Here is a 22,377-nt window from a genome sequence, read left to right as displayed (position 1 = left end):
ATGGTTCCTGATCGGTCAGGGGCGGCGCGAAAGGAGTAGGGCCGGGCAATGCCCGGCCCGGTCGGTCAGCCGTTGGCGTGGATTTCCTGCTCCAGCCGGCCGATGGCAGCGTCGAGTTCATCCAGCGCCGCCTCGCTGTCCGGATGGTTCTGCTTGAGCAACGTTTCGCTCTGCTGACAGGCGTTGCGCAGCTGCGGGACCCCGCAATAGCGCGTCGCGCCATGCAGGCGGTGCACGCGCTCGATCAGAGCCTGGCGGTCACCGGCCAGTCGCGCCTCGCGGATCGTGCGGCGATCGCCTTCCAGCGACTGCAGCAGCATGCCGAGCATGTCGTCTGCGAGGTCTGCCTTGCCCGCGGCCAGGCGCAGACCTTCCTCTTGATCGAGCACCTTGAGGCTCTGCTCCGCTGTTGGCGATGCCTCGGCGATGCGCTGCGGCTGACTGCGCAGGGCCAGGCCGGTCCACTTGAGCACGACCTGCGCCAGCTGGCGATCGCTGATGGGCTTGGTCAGGTAGTCGTCGAGGCCGCTCTGCAGCAGCGAGCGCTTCTCGTTGGCCAGGGCATGGGCGGTCAACGCGACGATCGGCAGCGGCGTGCTGCTGCTGGCCTGCTCCCATTGGCGAATGGCTTCGGTGGTCTGGCGACCGTCCATGCCCGGCATCTGCACGTCCATCAATACCAGATCGAAGCTGTGTTGCTTGACCGCCTCCAGCGCGGCAGGGCCGTTGTCCACCGCCACCACGTCGGCACCCATGTCGCCGAGCAGAGTCTTGACCAGCAGGAGGTTGGCCGGATTGTCGTCGACGCAGAGCACCTGGGCGGCGCGGCTGGGCGCGGCAGCGGCGGGCTCGGCGTAGGCCTGGTTGGGCCGCACCAGCTCCACCAGCACGCGCTGCAGCTTGCGTGTGCAGGCCGGCTTGCCCTGCAGCTGGGTGTAGCTGTGCGCTTCGGGCAGCGAATCGTGATAGCTGGCCTGTTCGGTAGTCGGGCAGAGCACCACGCATTTGCAGCCGAGCGCCTCGATCTCCGCCAGTCGGCGGCTGAGCGCCTGTGGCTCGATCTCGCGGTTGGTAACACCAAGCACGGCCAGATCGATCAGTTCACTGCTCTGGCGGCGTGCGCTGATGGTGCTCTGCATCTGGTCGAGCGTGTCGAAGGTCTGCACCTCGAGGCCTAGGCTGTGCAGCTGGTGCTGCAGGGCCTGACGAGCCAGTGGGTGCTGCTCCAGCAGGGCGATACGGCGTCCCTGGAGGGCGGGGTGGGGCAGGTCTTCGGCATCATCGCGGGCCTTGGGCAGGCTGAGGCTGATCCAGAATTCGGAGCCCTCGTCCGGGATGCTGTCGACACCGATCTCGCCACCCATCTGCTCGATCAGCCGCTTGGAGATGACCAGGCCGAGGCCGGTGCCGCCGGGCTGGCGCGACATGGAGTTGTCCGCCTGGCTGAAGGCCTGGAACAGCGCGCGCAGGTCCTGATCGGTCAGGCCGATGCCGGTGTCCTGCACGCTGATGCGCAGCTGGGCGCGCTCGCCATTGTCGTCCTCGACCATGGCGCGCACGGCGATGGTGCCTTCGTTGGTGAACTTGATGGCGTTGCTGATCAGGTTGGTCAGCACCTGCTTGAGGCGCAGCGGGTCGCCGACCAGCGACAGCGGCGTGTCGCGATAGACCAGGCTGACCAGCTCCAGCTGCTTGGTATGTGCCGCCGGTGCGAGGATGGTCAGGGTGTCCTCGATCAGGTCGCGCAGGTTGAACGGAATGGTATCCAGCACCAGCTTGCCGGCCTCGATCTTGGAGAAGTCGAGAATCTCGTTGATGATCCCGAGCAGGCTGTCGGCGGATTTCTCGATGGTGCCCAGGTAGTCCTGCTGACGCGGCGTCAGGTCGCTCTTCTGCAGCAGCTGGGTGAAGCCGAGGATGCCATTGAGTGGGGTGCGAATCTCGTGGCTCATGTTGGCCAGGAACTCGGACTTGATACGGCTGGCCTCCAGCGCCTCCTTGCGTGCCAGGTCCAGCTCGATGTTCTGGATCTCGATGGTTTCGAGATTCTGCTGCACGTCCTCGGTGGCCTGGTCGATGCTCTGCTGCAGTTCTTCGCGGGCGCTGAGCAGCGCCTCGGCCATGCGGTTGATGCCGGACGCCAGCTCATCCATTTCATGGCTGCCCAACGGCGGCAGGCGGGTTTCCAGATGGCCGTCCTTGAGTTGGGCGACCGCGGCCTTGACGCGCTGCAGCGGCAGGCTGATGGCGCGGCTCATGCGCAGCGCGAGCAGCGCAGTGATGATCAGCCCCGCGCCGACCAGGAACAGGCTGGTCAGCAGGCTGCGATAGCCGCGCAGCAGGGTGTTGTGGTGTGACAGTTCCAGCTCCAGCCAGCCGATGAGCTTTTCTTCCGGCCCGCGGGCTTCGTCGGCGAGATTGAGGTGACGGCTGAGCACCGGCATCAGGATGCGCGTATGGTCCATGCTGCTGACGCGGGTCAGCCCTTCCGGATCGCCCGGTGGTGGCGGGGTCAGCATGCGCGGCCCGGCATGCACCCGCTGTACGCGCTCGGGGTCGAGGATGGTCACTGCGCGAACGTCGGCCTGGTCCAGCACCTGGGTCAGGATGCGCTGCAGGCGTTTGTCGTAGCCCAGGTTCATCGCCGGGGCGGCCAGCGGCGCGAGCTGCTCGGCAATCAGTTGGCCACGCTCGTCGAGCTGGTGACGCATTTCCGACAATTGCATCCAGGTGAAGTAGGCGCCGAGCACCACTGCCAGCAGGGTGCTGGGCAGCAGCGTGAGCATCAGCACGCGGCCACGAATTCCTAGGTCTTTCAGCACATCCATTCACCGATCCGGGATTGCGAGCGCGCTAGTGTAGCGGCTCGGACGTGGCGAATCTGCTGGTGCGATCAAGCCCGGTCGCCGCACCTTCGATCATTCAAGGCCGCGGATGTCCTTGCCGTTGAAGTCCGGCAGCTTCCAGCTGAACGTCATCGCCAGCACGCGGAACAGGAAGCCACTGCCCAGCGCGGCGAGGGTGGCCAGGGTGGTGTTGATCTCCAGCCAGAGCATGCCGACATAGAACACCCCGGTGAACAGCGCCACGGTGGCATACAGCTCGCGTTGCAGCACCATCGGCACCTGGTTGCAGAGCACGTCGCGCATCAGGCCGCCGAAGATGCCGGTGATCACGCCGGCCAGTACTACGATGGACGGATGCGCCCCCATGCCCATGGCGATATCGCAGCCGATCACGGTGAATGCCACCAGGCCCAGACCGTCCACCAGCAGGAAGACCATGCGCAGGTGATGCAGGTGGCGCGCGATGAAGCCGGTGACGATCGCCGCGCCGATGGTGAAGGTGAGGTACTCCGGGTGTGCGATCCAGCCGACCGGGTAGTGGCCGAGCAGTACGTCGCGGGCCGTCCCGCCACCCAGTGCCGTCACCGTGCCGAGCAGGCAGATGCCGAACAGGTCCATGCCGCGGCGCATGCCCATGATGGCTCCGGACATGGCTTCAGCCGTGATGGCGATCAGGTAGATGGTGTGCAGCAGTTCCACGACGACTCTCCGAGGCTACGCTGCCCGCGGTTGGGGCGGGGCAGCTCGATGTGCGCGATTATGGGGCAAGCATGGCGTTATTTGACGTGGCTAAGTATTTTTAGGCCATACAAACATTTTCTTATCTGGCGGACGGCATGAATCTCGACCCAAAGCAGACCGAGGCGTTTCGCAGCGTCATCCGTACCGGCAGCTTCGAGCAGGCAGCGCAGCGTCTGCACCTGACCCCGCCGGCCATCTCGCAGCGGGTTCGCGCGCTGGAGAGCGCGCTCGGCAGCGCGCTGGTGGTGCGCAGCCGGCCATGTCGGCCCACCGAAACTGGGCAGCGTCTGCTGCAGTACCTCAAACGTGCCTCGTTGCTGGAAGCCGACCTGCTGGCCGATCTGGCCGAACGCAGCGATGCCCCGCTGGTGGTGGTCGCGGCGCTCAATGCCGACAGCCTGGGTACCTGGTTCTTCCCGGCCCTCGCCGAGGTGCTGATCCGCGAGCGGGTGCTGCTGGACCTGACGGTGGAGGACCAGGATCACACATACAGCCTGCTGGAGACCGGCCTGGCGATCGGCTGCATCAGCACCGAGCCCAAACCGATGCGCGGCTGCAGCGCCAGCCCGCTGGGCAGCATGCGCTACCGCCTGGTGGCCTCCAGCGAGTTTCGCCAGAAGCACTTCGCCAACGGGCTGACCCGCAACGCCGCGCGCAAGGCGCCGGTGGTGGCCTACACGCGCAAGGACACCCTGCAGTCGTCGTTCCTGCTGCGTCGCTTCGGCCTGCCCGAAGGTGCCTATCCCTGTCATTACGTACCGGGTGCCGAGCCCCACTTCAGCGCGATCCGCTACGGCCTGGGCTACGGCATGGTTCCCGAACTGTTGCTGCATGAGGCGCTACGCGCTGGCGAGGTGGTCGATCTGGCTGCCGACGAACCGCTGGAGATCGCGCTCTACTGGCATACCTGGAAGGTGCAATCGCCGCGAATGGAACACCTGTCACGGCAGATCATCGAGGCGGCGCCGAAGATCCTGGCGCGACCCTGAGCGGGTTCGTCTGTTGCGGGCGCGACGCCGCGTGGCCGATACGTCTGCCCGTCGTCGAGTGTTGCCGGTATCATGTCAACCTTCTCAGATGCTGTGCGACGCCATGACTACACACTATCCGACCATTGCCGACTGCATCGGCAACACCCCGCTGGTTCGCCTGCAGCGGATGCCGGGTAAGACCAGCAACACCATCCTGGTCAAGCTCGAGGGCAACAACCCGGCCGGCTCGGTCAAGGACCGCCCGGCACTGTCGATGATCAACCGCGCGGAGCTGCGCGGTGATATCCAGCCGGGCGATACGCTGATCGAGGCGACCTCCGGCAACACCGGTATCGCCCTCGCCATGGCGGCCGCGATCAAGGGCTATCGGATGATCCTGATCATGCCGGACAACTCCAGCGCCGAGCGCAAGGCGGCGATGACCGCCTATGGCGCCGAGCTGATCCTAGTGACAAAGGAGCAGGGCATGGAAGGCGCCCGCGACCTGGCGCTGCAGATGCAGGCCGAGGGACGCGGCAAGGTGCTCGATCAGTTCGCCAACGGCGACAACCCGGAAGCCCACTACAGCAGCACCGGCCCGGAGATCTGGCAGCAGACCGCTGGCGGTATCACCCATTTCGTCAGCTCGATGGGCACCACCGGCACCATCATGGGCGTGTCCCGCTACCTCAAGGAGCAGAACCCGGCGGTGCAGATCGTGGGCCTGCAGCCGATGGAAGGCGCGGCGATCCCCGGCATCCGCCGTTGGCCGCAGGAATACCTGCCGAAGATCTATCAGGCCGAGCGGGTCGATCGCGTCGTCGACATGTCCCAGGACGAGGCCGAGCAGACCATGCGCCGCCTGGCGCGCGAGGAAGGCATCTTCTGCGGTGTGTCCTCCGGCGGCGCGGTGGCCGCGGCTCTGCGTCTGTCGCAGGAGGTGGAGAACGCGGTGATCGTGGCGATCATCTGCGATCGCGGTGACCGCTATCTGTCGACCGGCGTTTATGACGCACCCAATTGAACGGCTTGCTGGCCGGCATTCCCATAACGCAGGGGGCCGCTGATGGCCAAACGTAGCGGCGCTCTGCGCTTTCAACCCAGCGGCGGCGAGCGCAAGCCCCAGGTGCCGGTTGGCAAGAAGCAACGGCTGAGCATCGAGCGGCTTGCCCATGACGGCCGTGGCATCGCCTTCGTCGAGGGGCGCACCTGGTTCGTCGAAGGCGCATTGCCTGGTGAAACCGTCGAAGCGCGCGTGTTGAACGCGCGCAGCCAGATCGTCGATGCCCGCTGTGAGCGGGTGTTCGAACCCAGTGCGGTGCGCCAGCACGAGCCATGCCCCTTCGCTCGCCGTTGTGGCGGCTGCACCCTGCAGCATGCCGCCATCGACGATCAGCTGGCACTCAAGCAACGCACCCTGGGCGAGCAGCTCGCTCGCCTGGCCGAGCTCGAGCCGGAACGCTGGGCCGAGCCGTTGACCGGTCCGGCTTTCGGCTATCGACGTCGAGCCCGGCTGGCGGTGCGCTGGCACACCAGGGACAAGCGCCTGGAGGTGGGCTTTCGTGCCACGGCCAGCCAGGACATCGTCGCCATCGACCAGTGCCCGGTTCTGGTACAGCCCTTGCAGACGCTGCTGCCGGGGTTGCTCGAGGCCTTGCACGGGCTGACAAAGCAGCAGGCCATCGGCCATGTGGAGCTGTTCAGTGGCACCGCCGAGGCCGTGTTGATCCGCCATACCGCGCCGCTGCCGGAGATCGACCTGGTGCGCCTGCGGGCCTTTGCCCGCGCCCATCAGGCACAGCTCTGGTTGCAGGGCGAGGGCGAGCCGCAAGCCGATGTGCCCGGGCAGGCGCTGGGCTACCGCCTTGAGGCCTGGGACCTGGAGCTGGCCTGGCGGCCGGGGGATTTCGTTCAGGTCAATGCACCGGTGAATGAGGCGATGGTCGCCCAGGCGCTGAGCTGGTTGGGCGCCAGCGCGGGGGAGCGGGTGCTGGACCTGTTCTGCGGGCTGGGCAATTTCAGCCTGCCGCTGGCGCGTCAGGGCGCGCAGGTGGTGGGGGTGGAAGGTGTCGAGGCGATGGTGGCGCGGGCGCAGGACAACGCGCAGCGCAACGGCCTCGAACAGGTGCACTTTTATCGGGCGGACTTGTCGAAGCCGCTTGCCGACGCACCCTGGGCGCGCAGCGGGTTCGATGCTGTGCTACTTGATCCGCCCCGTGACGGTGCGCTGGAGATCGTCCGGCAGATGACGCAGCTCCAGGCGCGCCGCGTGGTCTATGTTTCATGCAATCCGGCCACCCTGGCGCGCGATGCGCGCGAGTTGGCCAGCCAGGGCTTCCGCCTCAAGCGTGCCGGGCTGCTGGACATGTTCCCGCAGACGGCCCACGCCGAGGCCATGGCGTTGTTCGAGCGGGATTGACGCTCGGTGCAGTATTTTTTGACAGGCGACTGGCCTGTGGTTCAACCGACCGGCACGCAGAATGCCGGCGTTCATGGCGCAGATGCTGCGCAGAAGGGAAGGTAGATGGTACAGGTCAGAGCGGTTCAGCCGATCAATACGGACGGCAGCATCAACCTGGATGGCTGGCTCGATCATGTGTTGGGGATGGACCCGGCACTCGACCGTGCGGCGCTGAAGGAGGCCTGCGAGTTCGCCCGCGAAGCGGAACAGCAGGCCAATGCCGCGCAGAACCTCTGGAGCGAAGGCACCTCCAGCTATCAGATCGGCCTGGAGATCGCCGAGATCCTCGCTGACCTCAAACTGGATCAGGACAGCCTGGTCGCTGCGGTCATCTACCGCGGCGTGCGTGAGGGCAAGATTCAGCTGGCCGATGTGCACCAGCGCTTCGGGCCGGTGGTGGCCAAGCTCATCGAAGGTGTGCTGCGCATGGCGGCGATCAGCGCCAGCCTCAACCCGCGCGAATCGCTGGTGCTCGGGTCCCAGGCGCAGGTGGAAAACCTGCGCAAGATGCTGGTGGCCATGGTCGACGACGTCCGCGTCGCGCTGATCAAGCTGGCCGAGCGCACCTGCGCCATCCGCGCGGTGAAGCTGGCCGACGACGAGAAGCGCCAGCGTGTCGCCCGCGAGGTCTTCGACATCTACGCACCGCTGGCCCACCGCCTGGGCATCGGCCACATCAAGTGGGAGCTGGAGGATCTGTCCTTCCGCTACCTCGAGCCGGAACAGTACAAGCAGATCGCCCAGCTGCTGCACGAGCGTCGGCTCGATCGCGAGCAGTACATCACCAATGTCGTTCAGCAGCTCAAGGACGAACTGACCGCGGCCGGCATCCAGCCGGAAATCGACGGACGCGCCAAGCACATCTATTCCATCTGGCGAAAAATGCAGAAGAAGGGCCTGCAGTTCAGCCAGATCTACGACGTTCGCGCCGTTCGCGTGCTGGTTCCGGAAGTGCGTGACTGCTACACCGCGCTGGGTATCGTGCACACCCTGTGGCGGCACATTCCCAAGGAATTCGACGATTACATCGCCAACCCCAAGGAGAATGGCTATCGCTCGCTGCATACCGCGGTGATCGGCCCCGAGGGCAAGGTGCTGGAGGTGCAGATCCGCACCCACGCCATGCACGAGGAGGCCGAACTGGGGGTCTGCGCGCACTGGCGCTACAAGGGCACCGACGTCAATTCCGGTTCGGACCACTACGAGGAAAAGATCGCCTGGCTGCGTCAGGTACTCGAATGGCACGAAGAGCTGGGCGACATCGGCGGCCTGGCCGACCAGTTGCGCGTCGACATCGAGCCTGATCGCGTCTATGTGTTCACTCCGGATGGCCATGCCATCGACTTGCCCAAGGGCGCAACACCGCTGGATTTCGCCTACCGAGTACACACCGAGATCGGCCACAACTGCCGCGGGGCGAAGGTCAACGGCCGCATCGTGCCGCTCAACTACAGCCTGCAGACCGGTGAGCAGGTGGAGATCATCACCAGCAAGCACGGCTCGCCGAGCCGCGACTGGCTGAACCCCAACCTGGGTTACATCACCACGTCACGTTCGCGGGCAAAGATCGTTCACTGGTTCAAGCTGCAGGCGCGCGACCAGAACGTCGCCGCCGGCAAGGCGCTGCTGGAACGCGAGCTGAGCCGCCTGGACCTGCCGCCGGTGGATTTCGACAAGCTGGCCGAAAAGGCCAACCTGAAGAACGCCGAGGACATGTTCGCCGCCCTTGGTGCCGGCGACCTGCGCCTGGCGCATCTGGTCAACATGGCCCAGCAGCTGGTCGAGCCGGAGCGCGGTTACGATCAGCTAGAGCTGATCCCGCGGCGTTCCGCGCCACACAAGCCCGGCAAGCGTGGCGATGTGCAGATCCAGGGCGTCGGCAACCTGCTGACGCAGATGGCTGGCTGCTGCCAGCCGCTGCCGGGCGACCCGATCGTCGGCTACATCACTCAGGGCCGCGGTGTCAGCATCCACCGCCAAGACTGCCCGTCGGTGCTGCAGCTGGCCGGTCGCGAGCCGGAGCGGATCATCCAGGTCAGCTGGGGCCCGGTGCCGGAGAAGACCTATCCGGTCGAGATCATGATCCGCGCGTACGACCGTGCCGGTCTGCTGCGTGATATCTCGCAGATGCTGCTCAACGAACGCATCAACGTGCTGTCGATGAACACCCGTTCGAACAAGGAAGACAGCACCGCACAGATGACGCTGACCATCGAGATCCCGGGGTTGAATGCCCTGGGGCGTCTGCTCAGCCGTATTTCGCAGCTGCCGAATATCATCGAGGCCAAGCGTCAGCGCGCTTCCTGATCTTTCCGAACGGCTGCGCTCGATCCGGCGTAGTTGAAGGCCTACCGAAAAGTGCGCATTGGCAATAGCCAACTCCGCTTTTCGGCAGGCGTTCGCCTAGCCGGCTCTTCGCTCGCGACGCCCGGCGCTGAGCGACCGTCGATAGCCAAGTCTCCTTGAGGAATCCCATGTACCAACTCCCCGACCTGCTGCACCTGATGGCCCGGCTGCGCGATCCGCAGCACGGGTGCCCCTGGGATCTGCAACAGGACTACGCGAGTATCGTCCCGCACACGCTGGAGGAGGCCTACGAGGTGGCCGATGCCATCGAAAGTGGCGACTTCGAGCATCTCCCCGGCGAGCTGGGCGATCTGCTGTTCCAGGTCGTCTACTACAGCCAATTGGCCCGGGAGGAGGGGCGCTTCGACTTCGCCACGGTGGTCGATGCCATTACCCGCAAGCTGGTGCGCCGACACCCGCATGTCTTTCCGGATGGTGACCTGTACGGCTCGCCGGAACTTCCGCGGCTCGATGAGGCGGCGATCAAGCGGCGCTGGGAGGAGATCAAGGCCGAGGAGCGCGCCGAGAAAGCCGCCGCGCCCGAGCAGCTGTCTCTTCTCGATGACGTTCCCAGCGCATTGCCGGCGCTCAGTCGCGCGGCGAAGCTGCAGAAGCGCGCCGCCCAGGTGGGCTTCGACTGGCCCGAGGCGCTGCCGGTGGTGGACAAGGTGCGCGAAGAACTGGACGAAGTGCTGGAGGCGATGAGCGAAAACGATCCGCAGGCCATCGCCAAAGAACTGGGCGACCTGCTGTTCGTGGTGGTCAACCTGGCGCGCCATCTCAAGGTCGATCCGGAAAACGCCCTGCGTGCGGCCAACGGCAAGTTCGAGCGGCGCTTCCGCTTCATCGAACAGGCCTTGCGGGACGCGGGACGACCCATCGAGAATTGCGACCTCGAAGAGCTGGACGCCCTCTGGGGCGAAGCCAAGAAGGCCGAGCGGTCGCCGTCCTGCGGCTGAAGACGGCGCGCAGAGGTGGATGTCGTCTTGCGCATCCACCACAATGCCGCTCGGCGCCGCGAGGATTCGCAGCCACCGCGCCCATTTGAATTCACCCAAAAGACGAGCCGAAACATGAGTCTTTCCCTCCGTGACCAGCTGCTCAAAGCCGGGCTGGTCAACGAAAAGCAGGCCAAGCAGGCCGTCAAGCAGAAGCAGAAGCAGCAGCGCCTGGAGAAAAAGGGGCAGGTCGAGAAGGACGACTCCCAGCGCCAGGCCGCGTTGCAGGCCCAGGCCGAGAAGCTCGCCCGCGACCAGGAACTCAACCGTCAGCAGCAGGAGAAGGCGGAGCAGAAGGCCCGCGCCGCGCAGATCAAACAGCTGATCGAGACCAGCCGCCTGCCGAAGCTGACCACTGAGGACTACTACAATTTCGTCGACGACAAGAAGGTCAAGCGCCTTTCGGTCAACAAGCTGATGCGTGAAAAGCTGGCCAGTGGCTCGCTGGCGATCGTGCGGCACGGCGGCGGCTACGAGGTCATTCCGCGCGAAGCGGCGCTGAAGATCCAGGAGCGTGACCCGCAGCGCGTGGTGCAGCTCAACATCCGCACCGAAGAACCGGATGCCGACGATCCATACGCCGCCTATCAGGTTCCCGACGACCTGATGTGGTAAGCGCCGCGGGTGGGCGTGGCCTCCGACGGAAGGTGGGATAGAAACGCCTCGCCCGGCCCTCTACTACAGACCTGCCCGCTGCCGCGGGTGCATGCAGTGGAGGACATCATGCCCGCTCAATCGCTTCGTTATACCCCCAATGCTGACAGCCAGTACTGGCGCGCCGCCGGCGTGCCGGGCGATCCGGAGGAGCCGGGAGTGCCGACCCAGCCATCTGAGCCTGGTGAGCCCACCGTGCCGGATCAACCACCACCTGCGCCGGTGGCATAAGCCGGCTGTTAGTCTCTTCATGCATGACTGCGTCGCAGCGCTCCGGTGCCGCGACGCAGGCTTACTCCCCGAACGGGTAGGTATCCGGCACGACGCTCGCGTCGATGTCCTGCGGGCCGATGGGCGTCACCGCCTGCGTCTGCTCCAGCCAGATCAGCGCGTCGAACTGCTCGGCCAGGATGGCGCGAAAGTAATGACTCTGCCGCTCCGTCAGAGGCCGGTAGATGACGCCGATCGCACGCTCCAGTCGTGGATGGCTGAGCGCCTCGCGCAGCTTGCCCCGATCATCCCGCCAATCGGTCAGTGATGCCGGCACGCCGGCCCGCAGGAACAGCTGCTCCCAACTGTCGGGCCGCGACGGGATGACCTGCTTGCGCCGCATCGGCTCGTCCCAGTTGTCCGCCGCGGCGACCTCGCCGCGGTCGGTCGCCATGCCGATCAGCACCGCGTCGCGGCCGAAAGCCGTGCGGCAGAGTTCGCCGATATTGAATTCGCCCCCCCAGCCCATCGAGGTCCCCGCGGCATTGCCGATGTGCGAGTTGTGCGCCCAGACCACTGCCTTGGCATCCGCGCCGCGATGATCGAGCAGGGCACGCAGCGTATCGAACATGTGCCGGTCGCGCAGATTCCAGGACTCCGTCGAGCCGCGGTACATCGCCCGATAGTAGTGCTCCGCGGCAAGCACCACCCGCGCGTTGCGTTCGGCATTGAAGAAGCGCTCGCCGTCCTGGTCGATGTACGCCAGGCGCTGGGTGAGCAGAGCCTGCAGCTGTTCAATGACGGCGTTTTCGCAGGAAGGCTGGCCGAGCATGACGTTGCGGCCGTAGTCGGCCGGATCTTCCTGCCAGGGGCTCAGGCAACCATAGCGCCGCCGGGCAGCGGCGGCGGCCGCCGGATCGGTGCGATCCAGATAATCCAGCACTTCGCGCATTGAGCTGCCGAGGCTGTAGACGTCCAGGCCGCGAAACTCGACGCGTTGCTCGGCGGTCAGCGCGGCATTGTGCTCACGCAGCCAGTGCACGAAACCGTCGACCTCGCGATTGCGCCACATCCAGCTCGGGAAGCGCTTGAAGGCATTTTCGGCCCAGGCGACGGGCTCGCGCTGCCGACAATGACAGTCGATGCGCGCGGCATCGGGCCAGTCCGCCTCGACCGCGACGATGGAAAACCCGTGCTGTTCGATCAGCCGCCGGGTGATTGCGGCGCGGGCCCGATAGAACTCGGAAGTGCCGTGGCTGGCCTCACCGATCAGCACGACCCGCGCGTCGGCGTAGCGCTCGAAGGCGTCGGCGAAGCGCGGCTCGTCCAGGGCGGGCAGGGGCTCGGCATGCTGGCGCAGCAGGGCGACCAGCTGATCCTCGGATGGCTCGGATGAATGTGCACGGGAGGCGCTCATGGGTCGGACTCATTCTTCTCGTCGTACAAGGACACCACGGATGACTGGCCATCCGGAGGGTTGTTCCTCGTCCTGCGATTAAAGCTGCTAACTTTGAGGTGAGGGACCGAACTGCCGACGCCGGATGGGTCTAAAAACTTACAAAAACCAAAATGGGCGTTATTACGTTCACACGGGTTTCTTTAAGGCGAGGGGCATTCCATGACGACCTGGATCATTGCGTACAACAAAGACGGCAACACTTCGATGCTGAAGATCGACTCCGAACACCAGCCGGACATCGACGATGCGGTCGAACTGGTGACGCGCAAGGCGGAAGAGCTCTATCCGGATCAGGAAAGCGAGCACGAGCACGACCCCGATCTCGAGGACACTCCCGCCACACGCCTTGCCGAACGCTACGGCATCACCATCACCGGTATATCCCAGGCCTGACCGGCGCCGAGTGCGCCACCGGCCACACCTCTCCATCCCCCACCACATAGATTCGCCAGCTGTCTTCGGTTGCCACCGTCATCGTGCCGGTGAAGCTGCCGAAGGCTGGCAGCAGGCTGAGTCGTTCGCCGATGCAAAAGCAGGGCAGGCGCAGGCGCTGGCGCCCGCGACCCTGTAGTGGGAAGGCAGGGTGAACGTGGCCCGCCAGCACGTGGTGGCTGGGGTGCGGCTGCGGTTCGTGCTGCAGCGCGTACGGGCCGAGCAGCAGTGGCTCGTTCACTACGTCGATGCCGAGCTGGGCCGGCGGGTCTCCTGCACGGAGGTCGTGGTTGCCGCGCACCAGTGTGATGGCCAGCTGGGGATGGCGCGAGCGCCATTCGGCCAGGCGCGCAAGTGTGGCCGGCGCATGGGATTCGGGTGCGTGGAGGAAGTCGCCGAGAAAGATCAGCTGGCGGCAGCAGTATCGGGCCAGCAGGCCGTCCAGCTGGCGCAGGTTGGCATCGGTGGTGCCATGGGGCACAGGCTGGCCGAGGCGACGATAGGCTGCGGCCTTGCCGAAATGGATGTCGGCCACAAACAGGGTCTGCTGTGCGGGCCAGTAGATCGCCTTTTCCGCCAGCAGCCAGAGTGTGGCGCCGGCCAGTTCGATGGGCTGGTAGGCGTTCATGATCCGTCGGTTGGTCCTGTGGTTCGGTTCATCAGGCGGGTTTGGCCTTCCTCGTGCGCGGCGTGCCGTCCTTGCGTGCGCGGGGCTTGCGTGGTCGCGGAGCGTCGCGCTCGATGGTGATCGTCGATTGTGGCTCGGGCTGGTAGCCGCCGGGACCAGCAGCCTTGTCCAGCTCCGCCACCATGCGGCGGATGCGGTCGGCGAGCTTCTCCGAAGTCATGCTTTCGCGAAAGCGCTCGACCATCAGAGGAAAGGCCAGCGGGGTCGCGCGCCGCACCTGGTGGACGTCCAGACGGCGCTGTTGCAGGCGTTGCAACGTCTGCTGCAAGCGCTCGACTTCCAGCTCCTGGCGCAGCACCTCTTCCTCGGCCTGGGTCAGCAGCAGATTGCCTGGATCGTACTGGCGGAACACATCGAAGAACAGGCCACTGGAAGCCTGCAGCTGACGCGCGCTCTTCTGCGCACCCGGGTAGCCGGAGAACACCAGCCCGGCGATGCGCGCGATCTCGCGAAAACGGCGGCGCGCCAGCTCACTGGCATTGAGGCTGGCGAGCACGTCGTGCAGCAGGTCGTTTTCGCTGAAAAGCTCCGGCGTCAGCCAGTGCAGCCAGTCCACCTCGGTGGCCGAAAGCAGTTCGAAGCCATAGTCGTTGACCGCAATGGAGAAGGTCAGCGGTTGACGCTGGCCCATGCGCCAGGCCAGCAGACTGGCCAGACCCAGGTGCACATGGCGCCCGGCGAAGGGGTAGAGGAACAGGTGCCAGCCTTCGCGGGACTTCATCACCTCGGCCAGCAAGGTGGTCTTGGTGGGCAGCGCCGACCAGTCCATCTGGACGCGAAGCAGCGGTTCGACCAGGCGCATTTCGGGGGTGGTGAACTGCTCGCGCGAGGCAGCCCCGAGCTGCTCGACCACAGCATCGGCCAGCTCGCTGGATAGCGGCATGCGACCGCCGTTCCAGCGCGGCACGGCAGCCTTCTTGCCCGTCGCGCGGCTGACGTAGGCGGTCATGTTCTCGACCCGCACCAGCTCCAGCAGGCGGCCGCCGAAGAGGAAGTTGTCGCCGGGGCGCAGGCGCGCGATGAAACCTTCCTCGATGCTGCCCAGCGAACGCCCGCTGCCGCCCTTGGCCCAGAACTTCACCGTCAGGCTGGCGTCGCTGACGATGGTGCCGATACTCATGCGATGGCGCAGCGCCACGCGGCGACTGGGTACTTTCCAGAGGCCGGTTTCGTCCGGCTCGACCCGCTGATAGTCGGGGTAGGCGGTCAGCGAATGCCCGCCATGGCGGACGAAGGCCAGCGCCCATTGCCAGTGCTCGTCGGTCAGCTCCCGGTAGGACCAGGCCTGGCGCACCTCGGCATAAAGTTCATCCGGGCGGAAGCCGCCGCCCAGGGCCATGCTCACCAGGTGCTGCACCAGCACGTCGAGCGGGCGATGCGGTGCGCTGCGGGCCTCGATGCGACGCTCGGCGATGGCCACCTGGGCGGCGGCGGCTTCCACTACCTCTACGCTGTGGGTGGGCACCAGGGTGACCCGCGAGGTTCGCCCCGGCGCGTGTCCGGAGCGGCCGGCGCGCTGCATCAGCCGCGCCACGCCCTTGGGCGAGCCGATCTGCAACACCCGCTCGACCGGCAGGAAGTCCACGCCCAGATCCAGGCTGGAGGTGCAGACCACGGCCCTGAGCGCGCCCTGCTTGAGGCCCAGTTCGACCCAGTCGCGCACCTCGCGTGCCAGCGAGCCGTGGTGCAGGGCGATCAACCCGGCCCAGTCCGGCCGCGCATCCAGCAGCGCCTGATACCAGATTTCCGACTGCGAACGGGTATTGGTGAACACCAGGGTGGTCGCGGCGGAGTCGACCTCTTCAACCACCTGCGGCAGCATGCGCAGGCCGAGATGACCGGCCCAGGGGAAGCGCTCGATGCTCGGCGGCAGCAGGGTGTCGACGCGCAGGTCCTTGTCCACCTTGCCCTGCACCAGCCTGCCGCTGCCGGGGTGCAGCAGCACGTCCAGCGCGTGGGGCTGGTTGCCGAGGGTGGCGGAAAGGCCCCAGACGATCAGCTCCGGCATCCACTGGCGCAGGCGCGCCAGCGCCAGTTGCAGTTGCACGCCGCGCTTGTTGCCCAAGAGCTCGTGCCATTCGTCCACCACCAGCATGCGCAAACCGGCGAAGGCCTGGCGCGCATCGGCGCGGGTCAGCAGCAGGGTCAGGCTTTCCGGCGTGGTGACCAGCGCGCTGGGCAGACGCCGTCCTTGCCGCGCACGCTCGGCACCGCTGGTATCGCCGGTGCGCAGGCCGATGCTCCAGCCGATGCCGAGGTCGTCCAGCGGCGCCTGCAGGGCGCGGGCGGTGTCGGCGGCCAGGGCGCGCATCGGGGTGATCCAGAGCACCGTCAAAGGCGCGGGCTTGTCCGTCGCGGTGGGAGAGGGTGCCTTGGTCGCAAAGCGATTCAGGGCTCCGAGCCAGACGGCGTAGGTCTTGCCGGAGCCGGTGGTGGCGTGCAGCAGGCCCGATTCGCCATCGCCTATCGCTTGCCAGACCTCCTGCTGGAACGGGAAGGGTTGCCAGGCACGGCTGGCAAACCAGCCGGCAGCGAGGCTCTTGGGAGAGGGATGGGATGAGGGCCGAGCGGCTGCCGGGCGCCTTGGTTTCATCCCAGCAGTTCCTTCAGCGTCTCCAGCGTATCGGCTTCCTCCACCGGCTTGTCGAGGCGCCAGCGCAGCATGCGTGGGAAGCGCACGGCGATGCCGCTCTTGTGGCGGCTGCTGGCGGCAATGCCTTCGAAGCCGAGTTCGAACACCAGGGTCGGGGTGACGCTGCGCACCGGGCCGAACTTCTCCACGGTGGTCTTGCGCACGATGGCGTCCACCTTGCGCATTTCCTCGTCGGTGAGGCCGGAATAGGCCTTGGCGAAGGGCACGAGCTTGCGCTCAGGGTCGCCCGGCTCGCCGTCCCAGACGGCAAAGGTGTAGTCGGTGTAGAGGCTGGCGCGGCGGCCATGACCGCGCTGGGCATAGATCAGCACCGCATCGACGGAGTAGGGGTCGATCTTCCACTTCCACCAGACGCCGACGTCCTTGGTCCGGCCGACGCCGTACTGGGCCGCGCGCGCCTTGATCATCATGCCTTCCACGCCCAGCTGGCGGGAGGCTTCGCGCTGGCGGGCCAGGTCCTGCCAATCCGCTCCGCTCACCAGTGGTGAAAGCATCAGCTGCGGGCTCGGGCATTGGCCCACGACCGCCTCGAGCTGCTGGCGGCGTTCGCGGTGCTCGCGCTGCCGCCAGTCGTCGCCCTGCCATTCCAGCAGGTCGTAGGCGAGCACGGCGACCGGGGCATCCTGCAGGACCTTGGCGGTCAGGTTCTTGCGGCCGATGCGCTGCTGCAGCAGGGCGAAGGGCTGCACGCCGAAGCCATCGGCGCTGGGCTCGCCGGTGCTGGCGGCGTCGAACAGCTCGCCGGCCAGGGTCTCCGGGGCATGCTTCCAGACCAGGATCTCGCCATCGATCACCGTGCCGTCGGGCAGGCAGCGGGCCAGTTCGCACAGCTCGGGAAAACGCTCGCTGACCAGCTCCTCACCGCGCGACCAGACCCAGATCTGCCCGTCGCGCTTGACCAGCTGGGCGCGGATGCCATCCCACTTCCATTCGATGAACCAGTTGTCCGGCGCGCCAAGCAGCGTGTCGAACGTGTCCACCGGGGCCTGCAGCGCATGAGCGAGAAAGAACGGGTAGGGCTGGCCACCGCGCTGGGCATGCTCATGCTCGGATTCTTCGGCGATCAGCGCGCGATAGCCCTCGGCGCTGGGTCGGTGGGACAGGTCGGTGTAGCCGACCAGGCGCTGCGCGACACGCTTGGGGTCGAGGTCGGCCAGCGAGGCCAGCGCGCGGGTGACCAGCAGCTTCGACACGCCGACGCGAAAGGCGCCGGTGATCAGCTTGATGCAGACCATCAGGCTGAGCCGGTCCAGCTGTACCCAGAGCGCCGGCAAGCGTTCGGCCAGCTCCTCCGGCGGCAGGCCGCGCAGCGGTAGCAGTCGGTCCTGCATCCACACGGCCAGCCCGTCCTCGGAGCTGTGTTCGGCCTCGGGCATCAGCAGCGAGATGGTCTCGGCCATGTCGCCGACCGCCTGGTAGCTTTCCTCGAACAGCCATTCGGGCAGGCCCGCCGCCTGCATGGCGGTTTCGCGCAGGACGCGGGTCGGGACCACTTGACGCGGGCGGCCGCCGGCCAGGAAGTAGACCGCCCAGGCAGCGTCGGCCGGATCGGCATCGCGAAAATAGTCGCGCATCGCGGCCAGTTTGGCATTGCTCGACGTGGTGGCGTCCAGGCGACTGTAGAGCGTGGCGAAGGCTTTCATGCGGCGCCTCCGCTTCGGCGGTCGCCGCGCCACGGGAAAGCGGCGTGGCCTTCGATCATGCGGTGCCCTCCGTCGCGGTATCGTCCTCTTCGCCGTATTCGGTGGCGAAGGCCTGGGCATCGAGGCCGCGCATTTCGCGCAGGTAGCGCACCAGCACCGCAACGGAGCCGTGGGTGACCATCACCCGTTCGGCGCCGGTCTGCTCGATGGCCCAGAGCAGACCTGGCCAGTCGGCATGGTCGGAAAGCACGAAGCCGCGGTCGACGCCGCGCCGACGGCGGGTGCCGCGCAGCATCATCCAGCCGCTGGCGAAGGCGTCGGCATAGTCACCGAAGCGGCGCATCCAGGTGCTGCCGCCAGCCGAGGGCGGGGCGAGGATGATGGCCTGCTTCAGGCGCGGATCACCCTTCTTCAGGTCACCGGCATACACCGTCGGCGGCAGGTGGATGCCGCCCTCGCGATAGACCTTGTTCAGCGGCTCTACCGCGCCATGCACGACGATGGTGCCGATGCTTTCATCCAGGCCGTGCAGGATGCGCTGCGCCTTGCCGAAGGCATAGCAGAACAGCACGCTGGCGCGCCCGGCCGCGGCGTTGGCGCGCCACCAATCGTTGATCTCGCGGAAGACCTCGGTTTGCGCCGGCCACTTGTAGATCGGCAGGCCGAAGGTCGATTCGGTGATGAAGGTATGGCAGCGCACCGGCTCGAACGGCGCACAGGTGCCGTCCGGCTCGACCTTGTAGTCGCCCGAAGCGACCCAGACTTCGCCCTTGTATTCCAGGCGCACCTGGGCCGAGCCGAGTACATGACCAGCGGGATGAAAGCTGAGCTTTACGCCGTGATGCTCGATGGATTCGCCATAGGCCAGTGTCTGCAGCGGCATATCCGCGGCGATGCGCGAACGCAGGATGCCTTCGCTGTCGCTGGAAGCCAGGTAATGGCCCATCCCCCAGCGTGCGTGGTCGCCATGGGCGTGGGTTATGACGGCGCGATCGACCGGCCGCCAGGGGTCGATATAGAAATCACCGGGCGGGCAATACAGCCCTTCGGGGCGGGCAACGACAAGATCCATGAGTACAGGCGCTTTGCGGGCTTGTAGGTTTGGAGCATGGCGCAGCGCTGCGAGTTCGCCCGATCAGCGCGAGGTGGGCCGAAGCCCACCCTACCGGTCGCTGTAAATGGCCGGGCGGCTGTTTCTTGCGGTGGGCTGCGATCAGTCCGCCAGCTTGAGGTGCGATATGTCCGGCTTGGGCCCGTCGACGGCGCGCGGCATCTCGCCCATGTCGCTGCCCACCGGAGCCAGGCTGAATTGCGAGAGGTCCACGCGCGGGGCCTCGGGTTCGGGACGGGCGTCCTGCAGGTCGACGCCAACCGGTGCGATACCGAAGTCCGGCGCCTCGACGTCGCTGAAGGCGGCCATGTATTCATCCCGCGGCGTCACCTTCAGTGCGCCAGGTGTCTCGCCGGGCCGAGCCGTTGCAGGTGCGGTGCTCGCAGGGGTAGCGACAGGCGTGGCGGGTGGTGGCGGCGCCAGCTCGATTTCCTCGACATCCACCGGCATCGGTTTGACCTCGACCTGGGCACCGGCGCGCTCCATGGCCTGGCGGTATTTTTCCACCGCAGCGAAGTCCAGGTTCTGCTTGATCACGATGCGGCGCCCGGAGAACAGCAGCGCGATGCGCTGGGCATCGGCCTGGAACAGCCTGGTCAGGTTGGCTTCGACCTGTTCGAGCTTCGCGCCGGGGAGCAGCTGGCCGGAAAAGGCAATCTCGTAGAGGCTCATGGGTTGCTCCTTGTAGCGCTGGCGGGTGGGGACGGCCATGCCGTCGTCTGGTGAGAAGTTAAACGAGGTGGCGATGATCTGGCAAAGCGCGAAATGCTGCGCTTGTCGGCGTCACAACTTCGCCAGGCATGGCTCAAGGCAGCGGCGCGAAGAGCGCTTCGATGTCCTGCTCGGCCAGCTGCCAGCCGCCTTCACCGCTGCCCTCCAGCACGCCGGCGGCCAGCTCGGCCTTGCGCGCCTGCAGCTCGCGGATACGCTCCTCGACGGTGCCGCGGGTGATCAGACGATAGACGAACACCGGCTTGTCCTGCCCGATGCGATAGGCGCGGTCGGTAGCCTGGTTCTCGGCAGCGGGGTTCCACCAGGGGTCGTAATGGATCACCGTGTCGGCGGCCGTCAGGTTCAGTCCGGTGCCGCCGGCCTTCAGGCTGATGAGAAACAGCGGCACTTCGCCGGCCTGGAAGCGTTCGACCGGCGTGCGTCGATCGTCGGTCTCGCCGGTCAGCTTGACGTAGGTGATGCCGCGCTTGAGCAGCGCCTGTTCGATCAGCGCCAGCATCGAGGTGAACTGGGAAAACAGCAGCACGCGGCGTCCTTCGCTCATCAGCTCGTCGAGCATGTCCAGCAGGCTGTCCAGCTTGCCCGAGCTGCTGCCGCGAGACGTCGCAACGGCATCGCCCTTGAGCAGGCGCAGATCGCAGCAGACCTGACGCAGCTTGAGCAGCGCCTCGAGGATGACCATCTGGCTGCGTGCCAGGCCCTTGCGCTCGATTTCTTCGCGGACCTTGCGGTCCATGGCCAGGCGTAGCGTCTCGTAGCGTTCGCGCTGGGCGGGCGACAGCTCGACCCAGTGGACGAACTCGTTCTTGGCCGGCAGCTCGGTGGCCACCTGTTCCTTGGTGCGGCGCAGCAGGAACGGCCGCAGGCGCGCGCGCAGATGTGCCAGACGGGCCTCGTCGCCATGCTTCTCGATGGGGTTGCGGTAATCCTGGGTGAAGCGCCGCGCATCGCCGAGCCAGCCGGGCATGAGGAAGTGGAACAGCGACCATAGCTCGCCCAGGTGGTTTTCCAATGGCGTACCGGTCAGGCACAGCCGTTGCCGGGTCTGCAGCTCGCGCACCGCCTGGGCGGCCTTGCTGGAGGGGTTCTTGATGTGCTGCGCCTCGTCGAGGATCAGCAGATGCAGCGGTTGCTCGCGCAGCACGGCGATGTCGCGTGTCAGCAAGGCGTAGCTGGTCAGTAGCAGGTCGTGATCGGCGATCCCGGCGAAGTGCTTCTGCCGACCACTGCCGGTGAGCGTCAGCACGCGCAGGCGCGGGGCGAAACGGCTGGCTTCGTCCTGCCAGTTGGGGATCAGGCTGGTGGGCATCACCACCAGCGCGGGGCGGTCCAGGCGTCCGGCCTGCTTTTCGGCGAGGATGTGTGCCAGGCTCTGCAGTGTCTTGCCGAGGCCCATGTCATCACCGAGGATGCCGCCGGCGCCCAGTTCGCGCAGGGTCTGCATCCAGGCCAGGCCCTGCAGCTGGTAGGGCCGCAGGGTGGCGTTCAGCGAGGCGGGTGGCTGGCCGGGCTGGGCGCCAGGGCTGTGCAGGCGTCGAGCGAATGCACGCAGCTGCTCGCCCCCGCGCCAGTGCGGCGCCAGGCCTTCCAGGCCGGCCAGGCGCGCGCCGTCGGCCTTGCTCAGACGCAGCGCGGGGCCATCCATCGGCTCGCGCATATAGAGTTCGCCAAGCGTCGCCAGGATCGGCTTGATGCGGGAGAAGGGCAGAGCCACCTGCAGCGGTTGCCCGTCGCGTCGCTCCAGCTGCACGCGCAGCTGCTCGTCATCGCCCCGCTGGGCCAGTGCTCGCGGCGTGAGCAGCTGAGGGCTCTGGCGGATCAGGCGTAGGAGCACGGGCAGTATGCCGATGCGCTGGCCGTCGACGACGACACCGAGGTCGAGGTCGAACCAGTCGTCCGCCGCGGACTCGTCGATCTCGGCGTACCAGGCGTCGATGGCGGTCAGGTCGTAGGCGAAGCCCGGGTGAATGTCGATCTGCCAGCCCTGGCGACGCAGCTCCGGCAGCTGCTGCTGGACGAACCTGATCCAGGCTTCTTCGCCGGGCAGCTGGAACATCTCCGCCGACTCCTTCGGCAAGGCCAGGCTCTGGCGCAACGCGGGACGGAAGCCCAGCTGCTCCAGCTGCTTGCGCAATGCCTGCTCGGCCTGCGGCTGGCGGGCGATGAGCTGGAGCTCGTCGTCCGCCGGATGGCGAATGCGCTCGCCGTCGCGCTTGCCATGCACGCGCGCTGAGCCATAGAGAAACGCCAGGCCCGCCCGGTGCTGGTATTCGCTGACCATGCGCCGGTTGCCGGGTTGGTAGTTGGTCGCCAGATGGCTGCCCAGGCTGAGCAGCGGCACCGGTGCGAGATCGTCGATCCGCCGCTCCGGGCGCGAAGGCAGTGCTGGGGCCACGGTTCAGGCCCCCGCTGCTGGGATGCGATGCCGCCGC

The 22,377-nt window shown here is 66.5% G+C and carries 17 protein-coding genes; 8 read left to right on the top strand and 9 right to left on the bottom strand.

Going from position 1 to position 22,377, the window contains the following annotated elements; genetic code table 11:
• Positions 1-65 precede the first annotated feature (65 nt).
• Both VF716_RS01760 and VF716_RS01755 read right to left on the bottom strand, forming a co-directional pair.
• Positions 66-2,822: a response regulator gene (locus VF716_RS01760; RefSeq protein WP_185750591.1), complete on the bottom strand. Its 2,757-nt coding sequence runs from the start codon at positions 2,820-2,822 to the stop codon at positions 66-68.
• Between the two features lie 96 nt (positions 2,823-2,918).
• Positions 2,919-3,545, bottom strand: coding sequence for a trimeric intracellular cation channel family protein (locus VF716_RS01755; RefSeq protein ID WP_017246416.1), 627 nt, complete (start codon positions 3,543-3,545; stop codon positions 2,919-2,921).
• 137 nt (positions 3,546-3,682) lie between these two features.
• Here VF716_RS01755 and VF716_RS01750 point away from each other — a divergent pair, with 137 nt between their 5' ends.
• From VF716_RS01750 to VF716_RS01720, 7 genes are all read left to right on the top strand, one after another.
• A complete protein-coding gene (locus VF716_RS01750) occupies positions 3,683-4,576 on the top strand; it encodes an HTH-type transcriptional regulator ArgP (RefSeq protein WP_011913779.1) in 894 nt (297 codons plus the stop codon).
• 103 nt (positions 4,577-4,679) lie between these two features.
• Positions 4,680-5,582, top strand: a complete 903-nt coding sequence (gene cysM, locus VF716_RS01745; protein ID WP_041755916.1) for a cysteine synthase CysM — start codon at positions 4,680-4,682, stop codon at positions 5,580-5,582.
• Between the two features lie 42 nt (positions 5,583-5,624).
• A complete protein-coding gene (gene rlmD / locus VF716_RS01740; RefSeq protein WP_020307142.1) occupies positions 5,625-6,977 on the top strand; it encodes a 23S rRNA (uracil(1939)-C(5))-methyltransferase RlmD in 1,353 nt (450 codons plus the stop codon).
• 105 nt (positions 6,978-7,082) lie between these two features.
• Positions 7,083-9,326 (top strand): GTP diphosphokinase, encoded by a 2,244-nt coding sequence (relA, locus tag VF716_RS01735; protein ID WP_011913776.1) that lies wholly within the window; start codon positions 7,083-7,085, stop codon positions 9,324-9,326.
• Positions 9,327-9,493: 167 nt separating this feature from the next.
• Entirely contained in the window at positions 9,494-10,324 is an 831-nt protein-coding gene (gene mazG, locus VF716_RS01730; RefSeq protein ID WP_125850108.1) for a nucleoside triphosphate pyrophosphohydrolase, read from the top strand.
• Positions 10,325-10,438: 114 nt separating this feature from the next.
• A complete protein-coding gene (locus VF716_RS01725; protein WP_011913774.1) occupies positions 10,439-10,978 on the top strand; it encodes a DUF2058 domain-containing protein in 540 nt (179 codons plus the stop codon).
• A gap of 108 nt (positions 10,979-11,086) precedes the next feature.
• Positions 11,087-11,248, top strand: a complete 162-nt coding sequence (locus tag VF716_RS01720) for a hypothetical protein (RefSeq protein ID WP_162470521.1) — start codon at positions 11,087-11,089, stop codon at positions 11,246-11,248.
• A 61-nt stretch (positions 11,249-11,309) separates the two neighbouring features.
• Here the strand turns inward: VF716_RS01720 and VF716_RS01715 are convergent, their stop codons facing one another.
• A complete protein-coding gene (locus VF716_RS01715; protein ID WP_434757878.1) occupies positions 11,310-12,644 on the bottom strand; it encodes an erythromycin esterase family protein in 1,335 nt (444 codons plus the stop codon).
• Between the two features lie 201 nt (positions 12,645-12,845).
• Between VF716_RS01715 and VF716_RS01710 the strand changes: the two genes are divergently transcribed.
• Entirely contained in the window at positions 12,846-13,079 is a 234-nt protein-coding gene (locus tag VF716_RS01710; RefSeq protein WP_011913772.1) for a hypothetical protein, read from the top strand.
• Here VF716_RS01710 and pdeM read toward each other — a convergent pair.
• The 6 genes from pdeM to VF716_RS01680 form a co-directional block, all read right to left on the bottom strand.
• Complete coding sequence (pdeM, locus tag VF716_RS01705) at positions 13,057-13,746, bottom strand: ligase-associated DNA damage response endonuclease PdeM (RefSeq protein ID WP_041755579.1); 690 nt, start codon at positions 13,744-13,746, stop codon at positions 13,057-13,059. The two genes, VF716_RS01710 and pdeM, sit on opposite strands and share 23 nt — an antisense overlap.
• Positions 13,747-13,777: 31 nt before the next feature.
• Complete coding sequence (locus tag VF716_RS01700) at positions 13,778-16,399, bottom strand: ligase-associated DNA damage response DEXH box helicase (RefSeq protein WP_125850104.1); 2,622 nt, start codon at positions 16,397-16,399, stop codon at positions 13,778-13,780.
• On the bottom strand, positions 16,396-18,102 hold the full coding sequence (locus tag VF716_RS01695; RefSeq protein WP_017245705.1) for an ATP-dependent DNA ligase: 1,707 nt from the start codon (positions 18,100-18,102) through the stop codon (positions 16,396-16,398). The genes VF716_RS01700 and VF716_RS01695 overlap by 4 nt, the downstream gene beginning before the upstream one ends.
• A gap of 55 nt (positions 18,103-18,157) precedes the next feature.
• Positions 18,158-19,174, bottom strand: coding sequence for a ligase-associated DNA damage response exonuclease (locus VF716_RS01690; RefSeq protein ID WP_017245704.1), 1,017 nt, complete (start codon positions 19,172-19,174; stop codon positions 18,158-18,160).
• Positions 19,175-19,315: 141 nt separating this feature from the next.
• Complete coding sequence (locus tag VF716_RS01685; RefSeq protein ID WP_011913767.1) at positions 19,316-19,885, bottom strand: hypothetical protein; 570 nt, start codon at positions 19,883-19,885, stop codon at positions 19,316-19,318.
• A 133-nt stretch (positions 19,886-20,018) separates the two neighbouring features.
• A complete protein-coding gene (locus tag VF716_RS01680) occupies positions 20,019-22,340 on the bottom strand; it encodes a DEAD/DEAH box helicase (protein ID WP_011913766.1) in 2,322 nt (773 codons plus the stop codon).
• Positions 22,341-22,377 lie beyond the last annotated feature (37 nt).

The sequence above is a fragment of the Stutzerimonas sp. Brlt_14 genome, assembly GCF_051948915.1.
Lineage (GTDB): Bacteria > Pseudomonadota > Gammaproteobacteria > Pseudomonadales > Pseudomonadaceae > Stutzerimonas > Stutzerimonas stutzeri.
The sequence above is the reverse complement of the archived record's forward strand: the minus strand, read 5'-3'. Positions and strand labels throughout refer to the sequence as shown.